Origin of the sequence: Barnesiella sp. WM24 (genome assembly GCF_004570975.1) — a bacterium.
Classification (GTDB): domain Bacteria; phylum Bacteroidota; class Bacteroidia; order Bacteroidales; family Muribaculaceae; genus Muribaculum.
In genome coordinates this window covers 232,730-247,891 of sequence record NZ_SPPC01000005.1, presented here as the reverse complement: position 1 = coordinate 247,891, position 15,162 = coordinate 232,730, and the positions used below count along the sequence as shown (strand labels likewise).

Annotated in this window: 15 protein-coding genes; 7 read left to right on the top strand and 8 right to left on the bottom strand. The window is 50.3% G+C overall.

Annotated elements, in window-relative coordinates:
- The first annotated feature begins 181 nt into the window (after positions 1-181).
- From E4T81_RS07255 to E4T81_RS07230, 6 genes are all read left to right on the top strand, one after another.
- The gene (locus E4T81_RS07255) at positions 182-2,560 is read left to right on the top strand and encodes a transglycosylase domain-containing protein (protein WP_135042880.1); all 2,379 of its coding nucleotides are present in this window, start codon (positions 182-184) and stop codon (positions 2,558-2,560) included.
- Between the two features lie 89 nt (positions 2,561-2,649).
- The gene (locus E4T81_RS07250) at positions 2,650-4,506 is read left to right on the top strand and encodes a biotin/lipoyl-containing protein (protein WP_135042878.1); all 1,857 of its coding nucleotides are present in this window, start codon (positions 2,650-2,652) and stop codon (positions 4,504-4,506) included.
- A gap of 240 nt (positions 4,507-4,746) precedes the next feature.
- Entirely contained in the window at positions 4,747-5,226 is a 480-nt protein-coding gene (locus tag E4T81_RS07245) for a hypothetical protein (RefSeq protein ID WP_135042876.1), read from the top strand.
- 159 nt (positions 5,227-5,385) lie between these two features.
- Positions 5,386-5,643, top strand: coding sequence for a type B 50S ribosomal protein L31 (locus E4T81_RS07240; RefSeq protein ID WP_135042874.1), 258 nt, complete (start codon positions 5,386-5,388; stop codon positions 5,641-5,643).
- A 193-nt stretch (positions 5,644-5,836) separates the two neighbouring features.
- Complete coding sequence (locus tag E4T81_RS07235; protein WP_135042872.1) at positions 5,837-7,414, top strand: lipopolysaccharide assembly protein LapB; 1,578 nt, start codon at positions 5,837-5,839, stop codon at positions 7,412-7,414.
- 232 nt (positions 7,415-7,646) lie between these two features.
- Entirely contained in the window at positions 7,647-8,078 is a 432-nt protein-coding gene (locus tag E4T81_RS07230; protein WP_135042870.1) for a hypothetical protein, read from the top strand.
- Between the two features lie 125 nt (positions 8,079-8,203).
- Here the strand turns inward: E4T81_RS07230 and E4T81_RS07225 are convergent, their stop codons facing one another.
- Positions 8,204-8,749, bottom strand: coding sequence for a carbonic anhydrase (locus tag E4T81_RS07225; RefSeq protein ID WP_135042868.1), 546 nt, complete (start codon positions 8,747-8,749; stop codon positions 8,204-8,206).
- Positions 8,750-8,798: 49 nt separating this feature from the next.
- Positions 8,799-9,443, bottom strand: a complete 645-nt coding sequence (gene mnmD / locus E4T81_RS07220; RefSeq protein ID WP_135042866.1) for a tRNA (5-methylaminomethyl-2-thiouridine)(34)-methyltransferase MnmD — start codon at positions 9,441-9,443, stop codon at positions 8,799-8,801.
- A gap of 71 nt (positions 9,444-9,514) precedes the next feature.
- On the opposite strand from mnmD, the gene E4T81_RS07215 reads away from it, so the two are divergent.
- A complete protein-coding gene (locus E4T81_RS07215) occupies positions 9,515-9,727 on the top strand; it encodes a hypothetical protein (RefSeq protein WP_135042864.1) in 213 nt (70 codons plus the stop codon).
- Here the strand turns inward: E4T81_RS07215 and meaB are convergent.
- From meaB to E4T81_RS07185, 6 genes are all read right to left on the bottom strand, one after another.
- The gene (meaB, locus tag E4T81_RS07210; RefSeq protein WP_135042862.1) at positions 9,724-10,818 is read right to left on the bottom strand and encodes a methylmalonyl Co-A mutase-associated GTPase MeaB; all 1,095 of its coding nucleotides are present in this window, start codon (positions 10,816-10,818) and stop codon (positions 9,724-9,726) included. The genes E4T81_RS07215 and meaB overlap by 4 nt on opposite strands.
- A gap of 10 nt (positions 10,819-10,828) precedes the next feature.
- A complete protein-coding gene (locus E4T81_RS07205) occupies positions 10,829-11,908 on the bottom strand; it encodes a DUF1573 domain-containing protein (protein ID WP_135042860.1) in 1,080 nt (359 codons plus the stop codon).
- Positions 11,909-11,911: 3 nt separating this feature from the next.
- Positions 11,912-12,298: a DUF1573 domain-containing protein gene (locus E4T81_RS07200; RefSeq protein ID WP_135042858.1), complete on the bottom strand. Its 387-nt coding sequence runs from the start codon at positions 12,296-12,298 to the stop codon at positions 11,912-11,914.
- 81 nt (positions 12,299-12,379) lie between these two features.
- A complete protein-coding gene (locus tag E4T81_RS07195; RefSeq protein ID WP_135042856.1) occupies positions 12,380-13,156 on the bottom strand; it encodes a TIGR02757 family protein in 777 nt (258 codons plus the stop codon).
- Positions 13,153-14,331, bottom strand: a complete 1,179-nt coding sequence (locus E4T81_RS07190) for a mechanosensitive ion channel family protein (protein WP_135042854.1) — start codon at positions 14,329-14,331, stop codon at positions 13,153-13,155. Before E4T81_RS07190 ends, E4T81_RS07195 begins: the two co-directional genes overlap by 4 nt.
- A gap of 102 nt (positions 14,332-14,433) precedes the next feature.
- Positions 14,434-15,159 carry a YebC/PmpR family DNA-binding transcriptional regulator gene (locus E4T81_RS07185; RefSeq protein WP_135042852.1) on the bottom strand — a complete coding sequence of 242 codons (726 nt, stop codon included), beginning with the start codon at positions 15,157-15,159 and terminating at the stop codon, positions 14,434-14,436.
- Positions 15,160-15,162 lie beyond the last annotated feature (3 nt).

The window sequence follows — 15,162 nt, the reverse complement described above, 5'->3', positions numbered from 1 at the left end:
TGACATTATTGAATTTTATAGGTCTAAAGCAGGACTGAATGACTATAAATATGTAAATTTGCGCTCAATAAGTGACCCCGCGAAAATCGCCTGATGCTTCTTTGCCTGATGCCGGTCAGTGTAGGGTTGCTTGAGATAAGTCATTAGAAACTGGTTTTAAATAGTTATATATCATTATTGCATGAGCGAATCTAACAACGATAGACCGCGCCGAAGCCGCAAGGGCATAATCGCCGCCATGTGGGCGGTGTTTGTATTCATCGTGGGAGGAGTGTTTTTCTTTTTCTTCCTTGTCTATAACGGCGTGATTGGATATATGCCTCCTATCGAGGAACTTAAAAACCCGAAGGACCGCTTTGCCTCAGTTGTGTATTCGGCCGACGGGGAGGAGCTCGGACGCTATTTTGCCAATACGGGCAACAGGGTGTATGTCGAGTTTGACGACATCTCCCAGAATGTCATCGACGCCCTTATCGCTACCGAGGATTCACGCTTCGAGGAACATTCAGGCATCGACCTGCGCGCACTCGGACGCGTGGCGGTGAAGACTCTCGTGATGCACCAGAAAAATGCCGGAGGCGGCTCGACGATAACCCAGCAGCTCGCCAAGCAGCTCTATTCGCCGAGGTCGGAGGGACTTATGGAGCGCGCCTTGCAGAAGCCTATCGAGTGGATGATTGCTGTGAAGCTTGAACGCTGCTACTCCAAGGATGAGATAATAAAGATGTATCTCAACCAGTTTGACTTCCTTTACAATGCCGTGGGCATCAAGTCGGCTGCATATGTATATTTCGGAAAAGACCCTAAGGACCTGAACGTGCAGGAGGCGGCGACGCTTATAGGAATGGTGAAAAACCCGTCGTACTATAACCCGGTAAGAAAGCCCGAGCGCACCCGCGAACGCCGTAATGTGGTGTTGGAGCAGATGTATAAGAACGACATGCTGTCAAAGGCGGAGCTTGACTCCCTGAAGCAGCTCCCACTTGTGCTCGACTTTCACAAGGTCGACCACAAGGAAGGTCTCGCGCCTTATTTCCGTGAAGAGCTGCGCCGGGTGCTGAAGGCGAAGAAGCCTGTGCGCTCCGACTATCGCGGCTGGGAGAAGCAGAAATTTATCGACGACTCGATTGCATGGGAGACCAACCCCCTCTTTGGCTGGATTGAGAAAAACCCCAAGCCCGACGGCTCAAAATATGACATCTACACCGACGGACTGAAGATATACACCACGATTGACTCCAGGATGCAGCGCTATGCCGAGGACGCGGTGGTGCAGCATCTCGGAAAGACCCTGCAGCCGAGCTTCTTCAGGGAGAAACGCGGCGTGAAGGGCGCTCCCTACACGACCAACCGCGAGGAGCTGTCGTCGGCTCAGCTCGATGCGCTGATAAAGAAAGGCATGAAGCAGAGCGACCGCTGGTATGCGATGAAGAGGGAAGGCCACTCCGACGAGGAGATCACCAAGGCGTTCAACACCCCGGTCGAAATGAAGGTGTTTTCTTACGCGGGAACGGTCGACACCGTAATGACCCCTCTTGATTCGATACTGTACAGCAAGCATTTCCTGCGTGCCGGGTTTATGTCGATGGATCCTGTGACCGGTCATGTGAAGGCATATGTCGGCGGCCCCAATTTCGCATTCTTCCAGTATGACATGGTGTCGACGGGCAGGCGTCAGATCGGTTCGACCATCAAGCCGTTTCTCTACACCTATGCGATGGAGGAGGGCTACACCCCCTGCGACCAGTTTCTTAACGAGCAGCCGGTCATCTACGACGAGGTGGGGCGTCCCTGGGCTCCGCGTAATGCAGGACACGCGAGGGTAGGTGAAATGGTCGACATACGCTGGGCGCTCACCAACTCAAACAACTGGATTTCGGCGCGTCTTATGAGCCAGCTCTCTCCGGCTACGCTTGTAAGAAACATGCATAATTTCGGCATAACCAATCATCTTGACCCGGTAATCGCGCTGTGTCTCGGACCCTGTGACGTGTCGGTCAAGGAGATGGTGACGGCTTATTCGGCGTTTGCCAACAAGGGCATGCGCGTCGACCCGCTTTTCGTGACCGCAATCGCCGACAACAACGGTAACATCATATCGGAGTTTGCTCCGAAACATACCGAGGTGATAAGCTCCGAGGCTTACTATAAGATATTGTCGATACTGCTTAATGTGGTCGACGGCGGTACCGGTAACCGCCTGCGTCGCGCGCCTTACGGGCTGACCGCGCAGATGGGCGGCAAGACCGGAACCACCAATTCAAATTCCGACGGATGGTTTATGGGATTCACCCCTCAGCTTGTGTCGGGAGTGTGGGTAGGCGGAGAAGAACGCTATATCCATTTCAACGGCATGGCGATGGGGCAGGGCGCGTCAATGGCGCTTCCTATCTATGGTCTTTACATGAAAAAAGTGTATGATGACCCTACGCTGCCTTACAGTCAGGACGTGAAATTCCAGTTCCCGTCTAATCTTGATCTTTGTGCCAAGGAATACTTCGGCGAGTATGTCGATGAGTCCGATTCCACGCAGGAAAGTATCGAAGGAGTTTTTGATTGAATAATTACAGATAAATTTCCATAATTAACGATTTTCATTTATCTTTGCTTGCCTTAAATATAACCTTGTAACTCAAAGTTCTTAAAGGTATGGAACAGAAGAAATTGAAAATCCGTGATCTCACGATGCGTGACGGACAGCAGTCTTTGTTTGCCACGCGTATGACCCAGTCAAGTATCGACAGGCTCTTGCCACTTTATGAAAATGCCGGTTTTTATATAATGGAAGTATGGGGCGGCGCCGTCCCTGACTCAGTGATGCGATATCTTGACGAGTCGCCGTGGGAACGCCTTCGCAAGGCGAGTGCCGCGATGAAGGGCAAGTCGCTTCTGTCGGCGCTGTCGCGTGGCAGAAACCTGTTTGGTTACGTGCCTTACCCCGATTCAGTGCTTGAGGGTTTTTACAAAGAGGCTATCAAAAACGGTCTTAACGTGATGCGTATTTTTGACGCGCTCAACGACCTTGACAATGTTAAAGAGTCGATACGCATGATTAACGAGCTTGGCGGTATTCCCGACGGCGCCGTGTGCTATACTGTCGACCCGAAGGAGGAGGCTCCGTCAGGATTCTTCGCCCGACTCTTTGCCAAGAAACCCGAAAAGATATTCACCGACGAGTATTTCGTTGAGAAGGCTGTGGCTATGGAGGCATATGGCGCCAAGATCATAACCCTCAAGGATATGGCTGGTCTTGTCAATCCGTCGCGCATAGCGTCGATAATGCCTAAGCTGAAAGCGGCGCTTAAAGTGCCCGTGGATTTCCATACCCATTGCACCCCCGGTTACGGTCTTGCATCGTCGCTTATGGCGATGATCCACGGAGTGGATATACTTGACACTAACATATGGTGGTTTGGCGGCGGCTCTGCCGCTCCGGCGCTTGAACTTATTTATGTGTTTGCCCGTAAGCTCGGCATCGAGGTCGAGGTCAACATGGATGCCGTGGCTAAGATACGCAAGGAGTTGCGCTCGGTGCGCGAGGAGTTGCATGACTTCGACCTTGTGAAGACTTTCCCGAAAGAGTTTGACCCGGTTGCCGATGTGCTTCCCGCCGATGTTGACGAGCAGTTTGACCGCGCTATCCGTGCAGCTCATGCCAATGATGAGGAGGCGCTCCTTGACGCCTGTCACGCGATCGAGGCATATTTCGGTTTCCCGAAGCCCAATCTTCTTGTAAAGGAGGCCGAGGTGCCGGGCGGAATGTATTCCAATATGGTTGCGCAGCTGAAGGCGCTTCAGGCTGAAGACCTTCTTGACGACGCCATGCGTCTTATCCCCAAGGTGCGCCGCGATGCCGGACTGGTGCCGCTGGTGACTCCTACCAGCCAGATTGTAGGCAGCCAGGCTGTGAGCGTCGCGCTCGACCGCAAGAAAGGCAATGCCGACTATTCCAATCCTTCCAATCAGTTTATCTCGCTTGTAAAGGGAGAGTATGGACATACACCCGTCACCGTGGATCCAGAGTTTCGCGCCAAGATTACCGGCTCGCCTGAGGAGAAAGCCTACGACGTGACCAAATACAAGAAGCCTGAAAATCCTGAGTTGCCCGAGTATGGCGGTGTCAAGCTCGCGTCAAATGACGAGGAATATCTGCTTCTTGAACTTCTCCCTACGGTTGCCAACGGCTTCCTGAAGCGTCGCCGCGCCGAAGAGTGGGAAAAGGTGCATGCCGAGCGCGTCAAGGCGGAGGCTGCAAAGGTTGAATCCAAGAAAAAGCCTGAAGAGCCTATCACCGGAGAGGTGCTTTCGGCGCCGATGGGCGGCAAGGTGCTTGAAGTGAATTTCAAGCCCGGCGACACCGTAAGGCCCGGCGACGTGATTCTCGTCTATGAGGCGATGAAGATGGAAAATGATGTCGAGGTTGAAAAAGAGGCTGTAATCAAGCGCATCTTTGTTGAACCGGGCGACATTGTGGGCACGGAAGCTCCGCTTGTGGAGTTTATGTGATAAAATTTTCTCCCGTTTTATTTGGAGAATATCGGTGATTGTCGCTATATTTGCGACATGAATTGACATAATTGACATCCTTATAACGCAACAATCTCACAGCCCTGCGGGGCGCTCGACGGGATTGTTGCGTCTTTTTGTGTATATCCGTGTGGCGATATAGGCGATTGATGCACAGTCGGTTGAGATGAGAAAAGAGTACAGTAACTTATTTTCATTAATCTCTAAATTTTGCAGACTATGAGCTATTCAAAAGTGCTTAGATGCAATCCTGACGGCAAGGTGTCGTCAATCGATGCAGTGACAGTTGACTACCTCGTTAACGAGGTGCTTGAGGATGTCAAGGGTGTTAAAAATGTTGCCGACAAGGCTAAGCGGCTGCTTAACGTGGCGCGGATATGCCACTCGGCTGGCCACAAGGCAAAGGCTCTGAAGCTTTACAATGAGGTGATAGCATGGCTGGTGAGGGATGCCGTCGCTACCTATTCGCAAGCCAACCGCGCCCTGATGCTTGAGGCGGCGCGGGGCATTGACGCGATATGGCGCGAGATTGCGCCACGTGAAAAGCGGGTGAGAGAGACCGACAAGGTTGCGATGTTTTATCTTGAGGTGCTCGACAGCTATCTCTATGATGTGCGCAATATCGACAACGACGAGCTGTTTAATCGTATCGACTTTGACCTTATTTCCGACTATTTCGGGATGTGCCACGACCTCTGAACCCTGATTTCAACCTGATTTGACTGAATTATAGCTAAAAATAGCATGGAAAGTTTTGTCAGGTGCGCGGAAATGTGTAAATTTGCAAGCCATTACAGATTTACGCCTTACCAGCGTGATTTTGAACTGTTTGAATAATATATATAAAAATAAACCGATATGAAAGAAGGACTTCATCCCTCAAACTACCGTGAAGTAGTGTTTAAGGATATGTCAAACGAAGAGATTTTTATCACTCGTTCGACTGTGGCAGCTAAGGAAACTATCGAAGTTGACGGTGTTACCTATCCGCTGGTAAAGCTTGAAATCACCAGCTCTTCTCACCCGTTCTTCACCGGCAAGCAGAAGCTCGTCGACACTGCAGGTCGCGTTGACAAGTTCATGAGCCGTTACGGTAACCGTAAGAAAGTTAAGTAATAATTCCTTTCTTGACCTTTTACAGAGCGGGCATTCCCTTTGCCGGGAATTTGCCCGCTCTGTCGTTTTTTTCCTTGTTTTGCCTTTCATGAGATCACTCTTCGCTATACTTGTCGCTTCATTGCTGATAAGCCTCGTTACGGCGTCATGCAGCGATAATTGTTCAACCCTCCTCGCCACTGCCGAGAGCCTGATGACTGAGCGCCCCGACAGCGCCCTGTCAATACTTGAATCGGTCGACGGGTCGCGCCTCTCCGGCGAGCAACAGGCGCGTCACGCTCTTCTGCTTTCCCGGGCTTATGACAAAAATTACATCAACATCACCTCCGACTCACTCATCTCAATCGCCACCGACTACTATAACCGCCACGGCGATGAACGCCACCGCATGATGGCGCTGTTTTATCAAGGGGTGGTGCAATATAATGTTGCTGATTATTCTAATTGCATTGTGAACCTTTCAAAAGCAGAGAAGATTGCTTTTGAGCTTGATGATTATTTTTATCTTGGACGTATTTATACAACAATGGGTGATTTGTATAATTCAACGTATAATGCGGAAGAGCAGGTTCGCTGTAGGAAATTGGCTGTGGCGAATTTTAAGAAAGTGCCTGATAGCGATTATTATTTATGGTCTTTGCTTGACTTGGCTACGGCATATACTGATATTGGAATGCCGGAAAAATGTATCGAAATACTCGATTCGTTAGGTAGTGATAATGACATAAATAGCGATTTTAAGACAGACCGCATCGATGCAGCGATATCGCCGCTTGTGCAGCTTGGACATTATGATGAGGCTTTAATGAAAATTGATTCATTAAAACGGCTTAATTGTGATTATCTAAGTGCCGGAAATTATTTGAATCTGATAAAGTGCCATTTGTATTTTGGGAATACTGATTCTGTCAAATATTATTTGGCAAAAATGAATAAAACTGATTTTGATAATAATGCGCTGGCAATTGATCTTGCGTGGATAAGTTATTATGAGGATAAAGGAGATTTTAAGTCTGCATTTGAGAGACTTAGAAATGCCAATATACATCAGGATTCAATTATTGGAGAAGTGTTGAGGCAATCAGTAATGCGTGCTCAATACAATTATTATTCACAGGAAGCAAAGAGAATTGAAAAAGATAGAAAGTCATTGTTGACATATGCTGTTTTAGCGATAGGATGTGCTGTATTCATTTTGATAATATTGATACTGTTCTTTAGATACAGAATTAGACGAAAGAACCGTGAGATAGGTAGAATAATGAGTGAGGCAGAAGAATTTTCTAAAACGGTGTTTTATCAGAAGGATTTAATCTCAGCAATGAAGGAAAAATTAGATGAGCAGCAAAAGGAGCTTGTTAATTTGTATTTAGGGGTTGAAACTATGTATGGTGCGCAGTTCAAGATTATTGATGACATTTGTTATCAGTATTTTGAAAATATGAATAGTGATAAAGTAAAGCATTATCTATATTTGGAGGTCATGAAAAATATAGAGGCAATGCGAAATCCCAAATATATAAATGAACTTGAAGGGTTGGTCAATAAATTTCGATTCAATGTTATCTCAAAATTGAGAAGTCAATTTCCAAAAATGAAAGAGACTGACATTAAGTTTCTCGTGTATATGTTTGCCGGTTTGTCCCTTCGTTCAATTTGTTTATTTATGAATATTACGATTGGGAATTACTATAATAAACGAACTCGTTTGAAGGCTAAAATAATGTCTTCAGATGTTCCTGATAAAGATTTGTTTTTGTCAATGTTTTAAGCTGTTGATTTATAGGTAATTCGGAAGTTAGCTATTGGAAATTTTGTAATGCGTTGATAATCAACTAAATAGTACGTGATAACAAACTTGAATTTCTTGTCGCGGTAACTTATTGAATATAAGTCTGTTGAGTGTGTATGTGATAAGAAAAAACAATTGTCAAATGACGATTTTAGTCTGTTATTGTCTTTACCTTTGCGAAAACATTGATTAATAATTAATATTATTAGGTATGAAAAAATTTAGTTTATTATTAGTGGTCGCATTGCTGGGCTGTCTTGTATATTCTTGCAGTAAGGACGATGATGGCCCCTACTACGTAAGTTACCTTTCCGGCACATTTACTCCCGGTGGAAGTCAGTCGCTTGTGTGTACAGTTGATGGAGCTTCCGTTACTTCAGGAGAGGTTAAGCTGACTGTTGACACTGAAGATCAAAGCAAGGGAGTCATGGCTCTTAACAGCATCGTGCCGGGTATCGGTTCGCTGTCGGTAGATGTTGCAATTGCCGCGCTCCCCTCGGGCGATGACACTCATGACGCCGGTTACGAGATTACGGGAGAGAAGACCGTTGACGGAAAAACTGTCTCTTGCACGGGAGTGCTTGCGACCGACCATTATTCGGAAGCCGGTCGAGTGCTTACGCTTGTTGTGACTACGAAATAGAGATTTCCGGTAAGACGAAGGTAAAAGGATGGTGTGCTTTACAGCGCATCATCCTTTTTTTGTGGCACTTTTGTGTATCAGTGTATACTGTGCTGTATATATGATGCTTGTTGTGCCGATAGGGGTCAGTCGCCGATTACATGCAGCTCGCCTGTGAGCGAGTCCATGATGTAGCCGGCTACTCTGACGTCGGCAGCCATCAGCGGATGGTTGCGGATGAGGTCGACGGTCTCTTTGACCGCTGTATCGGTTTCTTCAAATCCGTGGAGCCATCCCGCGAGGTCTATGCCGCAGTGTTTCATGAGCGTGATGTGCTCTTCGCTTACGCCTCTCTCCCTCATGAGGTCGAGCATCTCCTCGGCATTCATGCCCTGCACTCCGCAGCCGGTGTGACCGATTACCATTATTTCGTTGACACCAAGCTCATACACGGCTACGAGCAGCGAACGCATGGTGGAGTCAAACGGGTTGGTGATTGTGCCGCCTGCGTTTTTGATGATTTTGACGTCGCCGTTGCGAATGCCGAGCGCCGCGGGAAGCAGCTCGATAAGGCGGGTGTCCATACACGTTACTATGGCTATCTTCTTGTCGGGAAATTTTGAGGTCACGAATCGTTGGTAGTTCTTTGACTCGACAAAATCTCTGTTGTGTTTAAGTATCTCTTCAATCATAATTCCTGATTTTTCCGTAAAAATAAGCACTTATCTATTAAAATAAAAGTCACAGGGTGGCGCGTAGTATCTCGCGTTTGCCTCCGGGAGGACCCGGAAGCCGTTCGACAGTCAGTCCAAGCGACTGCAACATGCGGCGCACACTTCCTTTGGCGCAATAGGTGGTGAGTACGGCTCCCGGATTCATCACGTCGACAACGCGCCGCAGAGAGTCGACGGTCCACATTTCGGGCTGCTTCTCCGGAGCGAAAGCGTCAAAGTAGACCACATCGATGCCTGCCGGCAGCGTGGCGCGCAGGAAGTCGGCGCGGCGTTTCTCAAGAGTGAACAGCGGCGATATTTCCACCGGAGTGTCCCAGGCCGCGTTGTTCATGACCTTCAGCGACGCCACGCCATAGTCGGGCACGCTCTCCGGCTCCAGCGGGTGGAGTTCAAGCGATATATAGTGAAGCCGGCAGCATTGCGCGGCTTCCGAGAGCGCGGCGTTGAGCCCTGTGCCGTAGCCTATCTCAAGGAGCCGTAGCGGCTCGCCGGCGGATAGGCGGGCGGCGCGGTGACGGAGCGCAGAGTCGACATATACATGCCGGCTCTCGGTCAAGGCGCCTTTGACTGAATGGTAATGCTCGTCCATTTCCGGCAGATAAAGGGTAGGCGAGCCGTCGGCTGTGGACCGGATTTCCGGATAATCGTTCATCTTTGAGTAAACAAAACATTGCTTTCAGACGTATAATAGACTATAACGTCTCAGCTTTTATTTATACTGATATGAAAAGAAAGCATCTTGCGTGGCTGCTTGCCGCGATACTGCTTGCAGGCTCCACCGGACTGACTTCCTGCGAGACACTCCACGGATACTGGGGTGTAGGCAGTGAGTATGGCTATGATGGTCACCATCATTACAAGCATAAGAAGCCCAAAAAACATAAGCATAAGAAACACAAGCATCACCATCATGATGATGACTGGGACGATGACTAATGACTGAAATAGAAGTCAAGCACGTCGCGCGCTGCAGTGAATGAGCTCTGCTGGTTGGAGAGCACACGTGTCTCCTTCTCGCGGAGCATCGCCTCTACTTCCGGATTGGCGTAAAAATGCCGGCGCAGTTTCTCGTCGATGGTTTCATACATCCAGTAGCGCGCCTGCTCCTGACGCTTGCGCTCGAAATAGCCGTTTTCAACGACAAACTTGAAGTAGCGGTCAATCATTTCCCACACTTCGGGAATACCAAGTTCGTAGTAGCCTGAATAGCAAAGCACCTCCGGCATCCATCCCGACAGTGTAGGGGGGAAGAGGTGTAACGCGCTCCTGAACTGAGCCTGGGCGAGCCGGGCGCGGTCTATGTTGTCGCCGTCGGCTTTGTTGATGACAATGCCGTCGGCCATCTCCATTATGCCTCGCTTTATGCCCTGCAGCTCGTCGCCTGTGCCTGCGAGCTGTATAAGCAGGAAGAAGTCGACCATCGAGTGGACGGCTGTCTCGCTCTGTCCCACACCTACGGTCTCGACAAATATATTGTTGTACCCTGCCGCCTCACATAACACTATTGTCTCTCTTGTCTTTCTTGCCACTCCTCCGAGGCTTCCCGCCGAGGGGCTGGGACGAATGAACGCCGAGGGGTGGATGGCGAGTTTTTCCATGCGGGTCTTGTCGCCGAGTATGGAGCCTTTTGTGCGCTCGCTTGACGGGTCGATGGCAAGTACGGCAAGCTTGCCTCCGTCTTTAAGCACATGAAGCCCGAATACATCAATCGAGGTGGACTTTCCTGCACCGGGCACACCGGTTATGCCTATGCGTCTCGAATTGCCGGAATAGGGCAGACACTTCTCGATTACTTCCTGCGCGATTGTCTGGTGGTCGGGCGACAGGCTTTCCACGAGAGTCACGGCGCGGCTGAGTGTAGTCACGTCGCCTTTCAGGATTCCCTCCACGAGCTCTCCAGCCGAGGGGAGCGGCTTGCGCTTGCGTGGTTTCATATACGGGTTGACCGACGGCGGTTGCGTCACGCCGCTGTTAACTGTCAGTCCGTTGTATTTTTCGTCGTTCTCGATATGATGATGTTGTGTCATGTGCGGGTTGCTATTTTAGTAATTCTCCGACCACGCGGATGTTGGAAACCGGTCGGTCGGGGTCATTGGTGATTACTGTTATGCGGGCGTTGACTATGTCGCCTTCGACTTTGCGAGTGTCGACTTTCACTTTTATCCGGGCATTTGAGCCGCCCTTTACCTCGGTCTTGTTGACCGACGCCTGCACGGCGGGGTCGAGAGAGGCTACCTTGCGGATGACAAGCGGGTCTTTGCCGAAATTCTCTATTATAATTTCCTCCTCGTTGCGGGTGCCGACAGCTACTTGTCCAAGGTCAATCGACGTTGAAGAGAGGGCTATCTTCGGGGCACGTTCGCGCTTTTCGGGAGCCATGCGCGAGAAGTCTTCGTTGACCACCGCGATGAGGTCGACCGGCTGTGACTCCGCGCTTCCCGCGGCGGGGGTCACCGATACTTCGTCGGAGGTAAGCCCCCAGTCCGATGTGCGTGCCGAGTTGTAGAAAAATGTAAATGTGACCTGCTCGCCGGGTGGCACCGCCTCGGGGCTTGTGGTCACAGTGATGTGGGGCGGAAGTCCGGTCACGACAGGGCGTATGGTGTCATTGCTCTGGTTATATCCGTCAAGAAACGCCGTCTTGGTGTTGCCTTTGTTTATGTCACCGAATGCGACCGACTTGTTGCGCAGTTTCAGATTGCCCACCTCTACCGGGAAACGTGCGCGCAACGTATTGGACGCGCCTATCACCACTCCGTTTATGGTCAATATGTTCTGTGCAGGGTCGCAGTTGGTCTCTACCTTTACCTTTTTGGAGAATTTGCCGGGGCGTCCTGTCGGGTCATATGTCACTTTTATGACCGCGCTGTCGCCCGGAGCCACGGGGTCGGAAGTAAAGCTCGGGACAGTGCAGCCACATGACGCGCGGGCGGCATATATCATGAGCGGGGCGTCGCCGTCGTTGACAACCACGAAATCGGATGATACCTTTCCCATGTCCTCGTCAAATGCGCCGAAGTCGTGGCTGACGCTTTTCCATCGGGCTACAGGACCGGCAACGGCAGGCATCGAGGCTGCAAGGATGCCGGCTGACAATAGTATGTAACGGATCTCCATCGTTTATTTCTTGTTTTTAGGGATTACACACCCTTTTAGTTTAAGAGTGGGGCGCTTGCCTTTTATGTTGGTCTTCACCTTGATGTTTTTTTCAAATTCGCCCGGACGTCCGAGGGGGTCGAAAGTGACTTTCATCTTGGCTGATGCTCCCGGCTTGATAGGCTCCTTGGGTATCTCGGGAGTCGTGCATCCGCAGGATGTGGTCGCCGATATGATGATGAGCGGGGCGTCGCCTGTGTTGGTGATTACAAAGTCATGGCTTACGGGCCCTGCCGCTTCCTTTACGTTGCCAAAGTCATGGACAGCCGAGTCAAAGGCTATGCCCGGAGTCGCCGCTAACGCTGCTAACGTGAAAAACAGCGTCATGATTGATAATAGATGTCTTTTCATAATGTAAAAATTATAACACTATAACAATGTAAAGATACAAAGTTAGGCACTTGGTTTACTGTAAAGCCATGTTAATTTAGGTTAATCGACAATCTTCAGCTCATTGTCGACTCCGAGTCCGAAGAGGGCGTAATCATAAAACACCGGGTCATCGGGACGCATCTCGCGAAGCTTTGCCGTCAGCGCGATTACCGTTTTCTTGTCGTTGGCGCGCCTGTCGGTCAGTCCGAGTTGCCGGGCGGTGTTGCCGACATGCACGTCCAGCGGTATATACAACTGTGATGGAGAGATCACGTCCCATATGCCGATGTCGACAATGCCGTCGTCGCGCACAAGCCAGCGGAGTGCCATGTTGATGCGCTTTAATGCCGTTGTCGCGAGATTTCCCGGCAGGCATCGCGAGTCGGTGACACCGCCGTTGGCGGCGGCAAGCTCGCGGTTCATTTTTTCGACAAGCGTCCATGACGGGAGTTCACTTGCCGCAACGCCCTCTTTTGCGGCAAAGTCGGCAAGCGACTTGTGGCGGCTGTATATTGCATTGAGTCCGCGCAGGAAGTGACGGAAGTCTTTGGCGAAAAATGTGCGGTGGATATTCATGTCGGGGAGATCCTCATAGCCGCGGTCCATGACATAGTTATAGGGGTCATGGTCCATCAGCGAGAGCATTTTCTCGCAGTTGTTGCATATCATCTTCCGGTTGCCCCAGGCGATAGTGGCGCTAAGCAGCGCTACTATCTCGATGTCCTGAATCTTTTCAAAACGCCGTGGAAACTGCACCGGGTCGCGGTCGATGAAGCTGAGATTGTTGATGCGTGACGCCTCGCGGTCAAGCATCTCTTTTAGGTCGCGGTCGGTCATCGGTTTATTGATTTAAGTGACATGATGTCATCGCCTGAGGGCGACTGGTAGACTTTGAGCCCGAACTCGTTGACCACGGCGATTGTGTGGTCAAATATGTCGGCCTGGATGTATTCATATTTCTTCCATTCGGTCGTGGACGTGAAAAAGTAGAGCTCGACCGGGAGTCCCTGTGGGGTAGGCTGAAGCTGGCGTATCATTATCATGGCGTCTTTGTCGACATGAGGATGGCGGGCGATGTAGCCCTCGATGTAGTGGCGAAACACTTTCAGGTTGACCTCCCTGCCTCCGCTGCGCTCCATGCCCTCGGTCCATCGCTCGGCGTCGTAGCGCGCCATCTCCTCTTCGGTGCAGAAGCGTATGGTGTTGACATCGATGTTGATTGAGCGCATGACTCGCCTTGCTCCGCTTTCCCACATTCCACGCCAGTTCTGAAACGACTCGCTGACAAGCGAGTAGGGGGGCACGGTGACAATCGTGTTGTCATAGTTCTTGACCTTTACCGTGGTAAGGGTCACTTCGGTCACTACGCCGTTGACGCCACGGGCGGGAATCGCTATCCAGTCGCCTACCTTGAGCATCTTGTTGGCCGACAGCTGTACGCCCGCCACAAGACCGAGTATCGTGTCTTTGAACACCAGCATCATTACCGCCGCCGACGCACCGAGTCCGGTCAGTATCACTACCGGATTCCGGTCAAGGAGGACACTGATGCCGATTATCACGCCTATGGCGATCACTATGAGTTTCAGCATCTGGGAGAGCCCCTGCAGCGGATGGTGTTGCAGCCCCGCCTCCTCGGCCGACGCTTCGTAGAAGCCGCCGAGCAATGCACACACAAGCATCACGCAGATGACTATTATGTACAGGATGATAAGCTTCTGGGCATAAAACAGGAGCCTTGTCTCCGGGTCAAGAATGAGCGGCAGGAAGAAAAATATTATGACCGGACATATAAGATGGCATGCCGAGTTAAGTACCTTTGTGTTGAGGATGTAGTCGTCCCATTTGGTTTCGGTGCGGGCGGTGACCTTTGTTATTGTTTTCACGATTACCTTGCGGCAGAAAAACTCCAGCAGGTAAGCCGCCATAGCGATGAGGCAGAACATCAATACTCTTTGCAACGTGGAGAGCTTGTCGACCGAAATGCCGATGTCAACCATTATATCGTCCATTGTGACTGCGGTTAATTGTTAGTAAACAGTAAGGGCGAATCCGGTAAGAGACGGATTCACCCTGATTGAATTAAATTGTTTTATGAGAGTGTCGACTGACTGTTACTCGGAGTCATCCTCCTTCATGTTGTGGAACACATTCTGCACGTCGTCATCGTCCTCAAACTTCTCAAGAAGCTTCTCAATCTGTGCGCGCTGCTCGGCGTTTACCTCCTTGAGGTCGTTGGGGATGCGCTCAAACTCGGCGCTGATAATCTCGTAGCCGTTTTCTTCGAGATACTTCTGGATGTTGGCAAACTCCTCGAAGAGACCGTAAAGCACGATTTCCTCTTCATCGGGCTCGACTTCATCAACACCGTAGTCGATAAGTTCAAGTTCGAGGTCTTCGGTTGACATTCCTTCCTTCGGCTTGATTTTGAACACGCTCTTGTGGTCAAAGAGGAATGACAGTGAACCCTGGGTGCCGAGTGTGCCTCCGTGCTTGTTGAAGTAAGAACGCACATTTGCCACAGTGCGGGTATTGTTGTCGGTGGCCGCCTCTACTACGATGGCGATGCCGTAAGGTCCGTATCCTTCATATACGATTTCCTTATAATCGCTTGCGTCCTTGTCGGTAGCCTTCTTGATGGCGCGTTCAACAGTGTCCTTAGGCATGTTTGCCGCCTTGGCGTTGTGCATCAAAACACGCAGGCGCGGATTGGTGTCGGGGTCGGGACCGCCTGCCTTGGCAGCGATGGTGATTTCTTTGCCTATGCGGGTAAATGTGCGAGACATGTTGCCCCAGCGTTTGAGTTTTCTGGCTTTGCGGTATTCAAAAGCTCTTCCCATAAT

What these genes read in the sequence shown, in the direction of transcription:
- E4T81_RS07255 (WP_135042880.1), top strand. Translation starts at nt 182, where the DNA reads ATGAGCGAATCTAACAACGATAGACCGCGCCGAAGCCGCAAGGGCATA.
- E4T81_RS07250 (WP_135042878.1), top strand. Translation starts at nt 2,650, where the DNA reads ATGGAACAGAAGAAATTGAAAATCCGTGATCTCACGATGCGTGACGGA.
- E4T81_RS07245 (WP_135042876.1), top strand. Translation starts at nt 4,747, where the DNA reads ATGAGCTATTCAAAAGTGCTTAGATGCAATCCTGACGGCAAGGTGTCG.
- E4T81_RS07240 (WP_135042874.1), top strand. Translation starts at nt 5,386, where the DNA reads ATGAAAGAAGGACTTCATCCCTCAAACTACCGTGAAGTAGTGTTTAAG.
- E4T81_RS07235 (WP_135042872.1), top strand. Translation starts at nt 5,837, where the DNA reads ATGACTGAGCGCCCCGACAGCGCCCTGTCAATACTTGAATCGGTCGAC.
- E4T81_RS07230 (WP_135042870.1), top strand. Translation starts at nt 7,647, where the DNA reads ATGAAAAAATTTAGTTTATTATTAGTGGTCGCATTGCTGGGCTGTCTT.
- E4T81_RS07225 (WP_135042868.1), bottom strand. Translation starts at nt 8,749, where the DNA reads ATGATTGAAGAGATACTTAAACACAACAGAGATTTTGTCGAGTCAAAG.
- mnmD (WP_135042866.1), bottom strand. Translation starts at nt 9,443, where the DNA reads ATGAACGATTATCCGGAAATCCGGTCCACAGCCGACGGCTCGCCTACC.
- E4T81_RS07215 (WP_135042864.1), top strand. Translation starts at nt 9,515, where the DNA reads ATGAAAAGAAAGCATCTTGCGTGGCTGCTTGCCGCGATACTGCTTGCA.
- meaB (WP_135042862.1), bottom strand. Translation starts at nt 10,818, where the DNA reads ATGACACAACATCATCATATCGAGAACGACGAAAAATACAACGGACTG.
- E4T81_RS07205 (WP_135042860.1), bottom strand. Translation starts at nt 11,908, where the DNA reads ATGGAGATCCGTTACATACTATTGTCAGCCGGCATCCTTGCAGCCTCG.
- E4T81_RS07200 (WP_135042858.1), bottom strand. Translation starts at nt 12,298, where the DNA reads ATGAAAAGACATCTATTATCAATCATGACGCTGTTTTTCACGTTAGCA.
- E4T81_RS07195 (WP_135042856.1), bottom strand. Translation starts at nt 13,156, where the DNA reads ATGACCGACCGCGACCTAAAAGAGATGCTTGACCGCGAGGCGTCACGC.
- E4T81_RS07190 (WP_135042854.1), bottom strand. Translation starts at nt 14,331, where the DNA reads ATGGACGATATAATGGTTGACATCGGCATTTCGGTCGACAAGCTCTCC.
- E4T81_RS07185 (WP_135042852.1), bottom strand. Translation starts at nt 15,159, where the DNA reads ATGGGAAGAGCTTTTGAATACCGCAAAGCCAGAAAACTCAAACGCTGG.